This is a genomic window from Streptomyces sp. NPDC107546, from assembly GCF_055639175.1.
On record NZ_JBVKBA010000052.1, the window covers coordinates 25,692 to 33,194 of the forward strand.

A 7,503-nucleotide genomic window follows, 5' to 3' on the forward strand; every position below is an offset into this window, starting at 1 on the left:
CGCTCCAGCGGCACCACTGAGGGCGGCCCGAGCCGGCAGTCGGCCTCCGGCCTCTCCTGCTACCGGGATTAGGCCGCGAGCGTTCGCGGCTCCTGCGCCCCCCTCGCCGGGGCGGAACCAGCCGAGGTCCCACACGGTACGGCAACCGCCGTACGGGCCCGAGACGTGCCGAGGACGAGGTGTCAATGTTCCTCCGGCTCCAGCCGGCCCCGGACCGCCAGGCGGAACAGGAGGATGAGGGAGGGGACGATGACCAGGCCGGCGACGACGGCGACGCCGACGATGACGTTCAGCGAGGAGGACGGGGCCGCCGCCTCGTCGATCGTCACGTGGGTGCCGAGCAGGTACGGGTACTGCGCGACGCCCCAGCCCAGGACGACCAGGGCGACCGCGCCGCCGGCCAGCAGGCGCAGGTTGCGCATCACCTTCAGGCGGAGCAGCGCCATCGTGGCCAGGCCGCACAGGGCCGCGATGACGACCAATGGCAGTGCCCTGCCGCTGAGTTCGCGGAACAGGCGGGGCGAGTCGGCCCGGAGGACGAAGATGCCGGCGATGCTGACGATGCCGGTGCCGACGGCGGCGGCGAACGCGCGGCCCCGGTAGTAGCGGACCAGGATGGTGGCGCTCAGGCGCGCGGCGGTGGCGTACAGGTAGACGGCCGCCAGGTAGGCGCAGGTCAGGACGGCGAGCACGCCGCCGAGGACGGAGGTGGGGTTGAGCCAGGAGGTGATGGCGTCTCCCCCGCCGGCCGCGGGTACCCGGCCTGAGGCGATGCCGCCCGCGATGGCACCGAAGCAGAACGGCGTCAGCAGCGACGACACCGCGAACGCCACGCCGTAGACGCGTCGTTCGGGGGTGCGCAGGGACGCCTTGCGGAAGGCGAAGCCCGCGCCGCGCAGCACGATACCGAGGGCGGCGAGGCCGAGCGGGAGGTAGAGCGTGGTGGTGATGGCGGCGAACGCGGTGGGGAACGACGTCCACAGGAACACCAGGCAGTAGACGAGCCAGGTGTGGTTGGCCTCCCAGACCGGGCCGAGCGAGATGTCGATCAGGTGCCGGGGTTCCTTGCCGCGCTCGGCGCCGCCCGCCGTGAGGTCCCAGAACCCGGCACCGAAGTCGGCGCCGGCGAGCAGCGAGTAGGCGATGACGCCGATGAAGAGGAAGCTGACGACGACGTCGGGCATCATCGCCCCGATCCGGTGGTGGCGTCCGCGGGCCGGGGTCCGGACTGGGGGCCGTAGGGGACTTCCACGTCGATGTCGCCCTCGGCCTGCCAGCGCTTGCGCATCGACAGCAGCACGGTGATCGCGCTGACGCCGACGGCGCTGTAGACGGCGAGGACGGCGGCGAACAGCGGCCAGACGTTGCCCTGCCGGGTCACCGCGTCGAGGGTCAGCAAGTGGCCGACGACCGTCCAGGGCTGGCGGCCCAGCTCGGTGACCATCCAGCCGGTCTCCAGGCAGGCGACGGCGGCCAGGCCGCTCGGCGCGCAGCAGCGCAGGAACCAGGTCTGGCGCTCCAGCGGGCGGCGCCGCCACATGAGCCAGGCGAACCACAGGACGAGCAGCATCAGGACCGAGGAGAGACCGACCATCACGTCGAAGGCGAGGTGCACGGTGCTGACGATCCGGTCCGAGGGCCGCACCTCAGCGGGGATCACCTCCAGGCCCTGGATGCGGGTGGAGGGCTTGAACGCGGCCAGGATGGAGGCCACGTCGGGGATCCTGATGCCGTAGCGGACCTCGCCGTCCACCAGGATGCCGCCGAGCGTCTCGGAGACGTGGCTGCCGGTCTTCGGCAGGAGTTCGATGGCCGCGAACTTCCTGGGCTCCGAGTCGAAGACGTACCGGGCGATGGTGTCGCCGACGATCATCTGCACGGGCAGGATCACGGCGGCGGTGACGAAGGAGATGAGGAAGCCGACCCGGTGGTAGCGGCCCCGACCCCCGCGCAGCATGCCGACCGCGTACACGCTCGCCACGCCGAAGCCGGCGACGATGTAGGCGGCGAGCAGCATGTGGGCGAACTCGTACCAGAAGGCACCGTTGAAGAAGACGCGGGCCGGGTGGACCTCGACGACCTCGCCGCCGCGGACCGTGAAGCCGCCGGGCTTGTTCATCCAGCTGTTGGCGCCGATGACGGCCGCCGCGCCGCCGATGCTGGCGAGGGCGACCGGGACGCCGGCCCAGAAGTGTGCCCAGGGCCTGAGCCGGTCCCAACCGTAGATGTAGATCGAGACGAAGATCGCCTCGGTGAAGAAGAAGAGCCCCTCGATGGCGAAGGGGAAGCCGAACGCGGCGCCGTAGCGGCCCATCAGGCCCGGCCACAGCAGGCCGAGTTCGAAGGAGAGGACGGTGCCGCTGATCGCGCCGACGGCGAACAGTACGGCGGCCACCTTCGACCACCGCTTGGCGAGCAGCAGGGAGTCGGCGTCACCCTTGCGCAGACCACGGTAGTTGGCGATGAGCATCAGGGAGGTCAGCGCCACGCCGAACGGCACCAGGATGATGTGGAAGCCGAGGGTGAACGCCATCTGCTGCCGTGCGGGCAGCAGCTGCGGCGGTTCGTCCGCAGAGGCCAGTAGCTGAGTGAGGGAGTCCAGGGCGAGGGTGCTCATCGGGCACCGCCCAGGCATCGGGCTCCGCCCGCGTACGACACCGCCATCGCGCCCCATCCGTCCGGTCTGTCCGAGTGGACCCGGTCAGTGACATAAAGAGCTCAATATCGTCTCTTCATGTCGCGGGCCGGGCGATACGCCCGACACGGTCGGTCTCTTCCATCGCACGGGGGAACGAGGTAGGCCGGACGGGAGGGGGCCGGGCGGCGGCCCTGCGGGGCTTCCGGGCGGACCGCTTCCGTCCCCGCCTGCCCACCTGCAATGCATTCTTCAAGCCCCGTCTCCTCCCGCAGCAGCCCCGCCAGTTCCGCCGGGCGGCTCAGGAACGGGGAGTGCGAGGAGCGGGCCCTTACCCACTCGCCGCGCCACGGCGTCCCGGCCGCTCAGCGGTGATGCTGCCACCGGCGTTCAGGTCAGGATGCGGGAGGGACGGCGCGGTTGAGTGGTTCCAGGTCTCCGTGCAGGGCGGCGTGGAGGGCGGCAGCGAGTTCGCGGGCTCGGCCTTCGTTCGACACGTTGTGCATCATGAAGTAAATGGGCCCTGTATAGGCGTCCAAGCCGACCTCATGGTTGCGGATCAGGCGGGTGATCGCAGCCCGGACAGCGTCATTCACGGTGTCGTCGACGGAGTGTTCCGGGCCGGCGGTGAGCGTGTCCGCCTTCACGGTCCACCGCGGACCGTCGGATTCGATGGCGACGAACACGGCATTTTGCGCTATGGCCTGCCTGTATGCCTTATGAAACGCCTCGGTGCCGGAGGCGTCCGGGACGAGGTGAGCGGGGCAAGGCACCGGCAACGGCTGCATGACAGGGATTGTGCAGAAAGTCAGGAGCATTCACATACGCCGACACTCGAAGAGCACTTGACTACACTACGTGACCTCGCTTGCGACTCGTCCAGGAGGTCGTGCAGCAGGTTGTTCAGTAGTCGTTGCCACAGCACGAAGGCCGCACGCATATCGGCCTCCTCTCGCGGCGGGCTGACCACCGAGAGCCATGTCGTCGCGGAAGCTGATGCCGCCCGCTGTCCCTGCTCATCACGCCGGGGCATTGGGCGGACTGCGTCCAGTTCGAGCCGGTGACGGACAATATCCGTGTTCCCCGCACGGGGCTCGGACGACCCGCCGCACCCCGGACAGCGTGGGCGCCGACAAGTACTCCAGCGTAGATCGTGATCTTGCTGGTTGGGGCGTCTCACCAAAGGCTGCCAGAGGGGGGAGACGGGTACAGCCACCGCTGATCATTGGCGTGTGAAGACTAGCGATCTTGCAGTGGCCGCAGGTCATAGCCCAAGTGCTGTCCCGTAAATGATCTCCGGACCGGTAGCTGCCTCCTCGCGGTGGTGGTTACTGGGCACCGCTGGCGTGGGATAAGGGCGGTGATGCTGACGCGTCAGTGCTGGTTGACCGGCCAGATGGCCGCCGGATCGCAGCGGGCCGGGCACGCCAGCAAGAAGACCTCGTTGCCCAGGAACAGCCAGTAGGTGTCGGCCCTGACGCTATAGGGCTGTTCTGGCTGGCCGGGGTAGACAGCGAAGTCCATACCCTCGGGAACCTGGCAGACATACACCAAGCCCGCGCCGCATGCGCACCTGTAGTACTCGGGATCCTGTGCCCAGGACGGGGTACCGCGCACCTTGAAAGTCTGGGCCCCGACGGGGGTATCCACGAAAGGCCGCAGAGCCAGCGGCAGCGCGCACAAGGACGGTTCGGCTTCCGGGGCCGGCAGCCCCCGCGGCTCTGACACGGCAGCTGTAGATGTGGCTGCGTCGTGAGTTGAGGCTGGTCAGCGGGATGGCGGGGTGCCTGCGGGCATGAGTACGGCCACCGTGATCATGAACCTTTGTGACGATGTTTCAGAACCAGGTGGCCGTGGAGGCCACGATAGCCGAGCAGACATGGACGGCGGCGCTCGGGGCGGTGACCGAAGAGATCGCGGACTGTTTCGAGCGCCGTGAACCACGGGCCCTGGTCCGGGAGATGACCGAGGCGATGCTGATGGAGCTGGACACGCGTAACTGCTGGACGCTCGCCCAGGCCCTTGGCCACCGCGGGCCGCACCGACTGCAGCACTTCCTGTCCCGCGCGGTCGTCGATCACGACCGGGCCCGGGACCGGATCACTACCTGGACGGCCGCTGAACTCGCCGATCCGGACGCGGTGCTGATCGTGGACGAGACCGGGGACGAGAAGTCCTCCTATCGGACTGTGTCGGCGCGGCCCGCCAATACTCCGGAGCGTTGGCCGGTATCGGACTGTGCCAGATCGCCGTCCACCTCACCTACGCAAGCCGGTACGGGCACGCCCCGATCAACCGGGCCCTGTACCTCGGCGCCGAGTGGGCCGCCGACGAGGAACGGCGCCTGCTCACCCATGTCCCCGACGACGTCATGTTCGCCACCAAACCCCAGATCGCCGCCGCCCTGCTCACCCACGCCCGCGACCTGGGCATACAGGCACGGTGGCTGGCCGGCGACGAGGTCTACGGAGGCAAGGAACTGCGGCACAGCGCCCGCGCACTCGGCTTCGGCTACGCCCTGGCCGTCCGCACCGATCACCGTGTGGACACCGCCGTCGGCCGCCTGACCGTCACCGACCTCGCGACCCGGGTCCCGAAGAAGGCATGGATGCGCCTGCGCACCGGCCACGGCCTCAAGGGCGACCGCCACTACGACTGGGCCATGCTCGACATCCAGCCCGACGACACCCCCGAGGGACACCGGCCCGGGCACGCCGCCGTCCTGGTCCGCCGTCACCGCTACGCCCGTGAACTATCCTTCTACCGCTGCCACTCGGCCACTCCCGTCACCTTGGCCGACCTTGTGGATGTGGTGTGCTGCAGGTGGCGCGTCGAGGAGGACTTCCAGACCGCCAAGGGCGTCTGCGGCTTGGACCAGGGCCAGACCACCTGCTGGAACTCCTGGATGCGCTGGACTTTGATCAGCATGCTCGCCGCCGCAGTCCTGGCCGTCACCCGCGCCCGCACCACCACGGCCACCACCGCTGGCAGCGAGCTCGTCCCGGCCAGCGGCCGCGAACTGCCCCGACTCCTGCGGATCACCGCCCTGCCCCGCCCGCGACGCGACCGCGACCACCTCCTGCACTGGTCTGCCTGGCGCCGTCACCACCAACACCAAGCCGCCGAAGCTCACCGGAGATGGAACAACATCACCGCCACCGCAACGACGTGACCAGTAACAACACCCTGCCGATCAAGGAACTATAGCTGCCGTGTCTATTTAGCCTGCTCATATGGTGCTAAATTTCCCAACATGCCCGTTAGGTATTGTGATCCTCACATTTCAACAGCGGGGTCTGCTACAGGGGACCTCATGTACAGGTCATTCGACTTTGGTTCGCTCGCTTACTGAGATGAGTCCGCCTAGCTCTCTTGCCGCGGTCAGCGCTATTTGCTGGAGTCGGGGAGTCACGGAGCGCGCTGGATGGCGCCAGTGAAGATGCGTGCCAGCAGCGGCCGAGGACTCTCATCTTCTATTCCAAATCTTTTCGCAGGCCTTGAATGACTGAGTCGGTCTTGGCGCCGGCACATGGTCAACCACGCGAGAGGAAAAGCTCATGCCTACTGTCACTACTCCAGACGGTGTAGAGATCTTCTACAAGGACTGGGGTTCCGGTAAGCCCATCGTCTTCAGTCATGGTTGGCCGCTGTCGGCTGATGACTGGGACGCTCAGATGATGTTCTTCCTGCACCACGGCTACCGGGTAATCGCTCACGACCGGCGCGGGCATGGCCGGTCGGAACAGGTCAGCACGGGCAACGACATGGCGCACTGGGTCGAGGACCTCGCGGCGCTGACCGAGCACTTGGGTCTGCGCGACGCTGTCCACATCGGACACTCGACGGGCGGCGGCGAGGTGGCCCGCTACGTGGCCCGCTACCAGGACCGAGTCGCCAAGGCGGTGCTGGTCGCCTCCCTGACGCCGTACATGTATCAGACGGAGGACAACCCCGCGGGCCAGCCCTCGGAGTGGTTCGAGGCGGTCAAGGACGGCACTCTGAACAACCGGGCGGACTTCTTCCGCGAGGTGCCCGAAGGGCCGTTCTACGGCTTCAACCGCCCGGGAGCCGAGCGGTCCCAGGGAGTCATCGACAACTGGTGGCGGCAGGCCATGGCCGGCAGTATCCAGGCCCACTTCGAGACTCCCCGCACATGGCTGGAGGACTACACCGAAGACCTCCAGAAGATCACGGTCCCGGTCCTGGTCATGCACGGCGACGACGACCAGATCGTCCCCTTCGCCAGCTCCGTCCCGCGGGCGGTTGACCTGCTCAGGAACGGCACGCAGAAGACCTACCCGGGCTACCCGCACGGCATGCTCACCACCCACGCGGACGTCCTCAACCCCGACCTGCTCGAGTTCATTCAGTCCTAACGGATCAGAGCACGAGCGCGGGTGCTGGAGTCGCTGCCTCCTATGTTCATCGTCCCCGGTCTCGTCCACGATCAGCACCGCGTCCGGATCGGCGAGTTCAGCGGCCGTCCAGGTAGTGATCCGGTCCCGGGCCCGGTCGTGATCGACGACCGCGCGGGACAGGAAGCGCTGCAGTCGGTGCGGCCCGCGGTGGCCAAGGGCCTGGGCGAGCGTCCAGCAGTTACGCGTGTCCAGCTCCATCAGCATCGCCTCCGTCATCTCCCGGACCAGGGCCCGTGGTTCACGGCGCTCGAAACAGTCCGCGATCTCTTCGGCCACCGCCCCGAGCGCCGCCGTCCATGTCTGCTCGGCTATCGTGGCCTCCACGGCCACCTGGTTCTGAAACATCGTCACAAAAGTTCATGATCACGGTGGCCGTACTCATGCCCGCAGGCACCCCGCCATCCCGCTGACCAGCCTCAACTCACGACGCAGCCACATCTACAGCTGCCG

At 67.9% G+C, this 7,503-nt stretch carries 5 protein-coding genes and 2 pseudogenes; 2 read left to right on the forward strand and 5 right to left on the reverse strand.

The window, feature by feature from the left end:
• Positions 1-182 precede the first annotated feature (182 nt).
• From ACZ7L1_RS36890 to ACZ7L1_RS36905, 4 genes are all read right to left on the reverse strand, one after another.
• A complete protein-coding gene (locus tag ACZ7L1_RS36890) occupies positions 183-1,184 on the reverse strand; it encodes a cytochrome d ubiquinol oxidase subunit II (protein ID WP_471443790.1) in 1,002 nt (333 codons plus the stop codon).
• Positions 1,184-2,617: a cytochrome ubiquinol oxidase subunit I gene (locus tag ACZ7L1_RS36895; protein WP_471443779.1), complete on the reverse strand. Its 1,434-nt coding sequence runs from the start codon at positions 2,615-2,617 to the stop codon at positions 1,184-1,186. The genes ACZ7L1_RS36890 and ACZ7L1_RS36895 overlap by 1 nt, the downstream gene beginning before the upstream one ends.
• A 413-nt stretch (positions 2,618-3,030) precedes the next feature.
• On the reverse strand, positions 3,031-3,423 hold the full coding sequence (locus ACZ7L1_RS36900; RefSeq protein WP_471443781.1) for a hypothetical protein: 393 nt from the start codon (positions 3,421-3,423) through the stop codon (positions 3,031-3,033).
• A 586-nt stretch (positions 3,424-4,009) separates the two neighbouring features.
• Complete coding sequence (locus ACZ7L1_RS36905) at positions 4,010-4,159, reverse strand: hypothetical protein (RefSeq protein WP_471443783.1); 150 nt, start codon at positions 4,157-4,159, stop codon at positions 4,010-4,012.
• A 302-nt stretch (positions 4,160-4,461) separates the two neighbouring features.
• On the opposite strand from ACZ7L1_RS36905, the pseudogene ACZ7L1_RS36910 reads away from it, so the two are divergent.
• A pseudogene (locus ACZ7L1_RS36910) lies at positions 4,462-5,807 on the forward strand (IS701 family transposase).
• 385 nt (positions 5,808-6,192) lie between these two features.
• The gene (locus tag ACZ7L1_RS36915) at positions 6,193-7,011 is read left to right on the forward strand and encodes an alpha/beta fold hydrolase (RefSeq protein WP_471443785.1); all 819 of its coding nucleotides are present in this window, start codon (positions 6,193-6,195) and stop codon (positions 7,009-7,011) included.
• Positions 7,012-7,125: 114 nt separating this feature from the next.
• On the opposite strand, the pseudogene ACZ7L1_RS36920 reads toward ACZ7L1_RS36915, so the two are convergent.
• Positions 7,126-7,398: pseudogene (locus ACZ7L1_RS36920) on the reverse strand (IS701 family transposase); the annotation flags it as partial.
• Positions 7,399-7,503 lie beyond the last annotated feature (105 nt).

Bases quoted from the DNA above. Each gene is read 5' to 3' on its own strand.
- ACZ7L1_RS36900 (WP_471443781.1), bottom strand. From the start codon at position 3,423: ATGCAGCCGTTGCCGGTGCCTTGCCCCGCTCACCTCGTCCCGGACGCC.
- ACZ7L1_RS36890 (WP_471443790.1), bottom strand. From the start codon at position 1,184: ATGCCCGACGTCGTCGTCAGCTTCCTCTTCATCGGCGTCATCGCCTAC.
- ACZ7L1_RS36915 (WP_471443785.1), top strand. From the start codon at position 6,193: ATGCCTACTGTCACTACTCCAGACGGTGTAGAGATCTTCTACAAGGAC.
- ACZ7L1_RS36905 (WP_471443783.1), bottom strand. From the start codon at position 4,159: ATGGACTTCGCTGTCTACCCCGGCCAGCCAGAACAGCCCTATAGCGTC.
- ACZ7L1_RS36895 (WP_471443779.1), bottom strand. From the start codon at position 2,617: ATGAGCACCCTCGCCCTGGACTCCCTCACTCAGCTACTGGCCTCTGCG.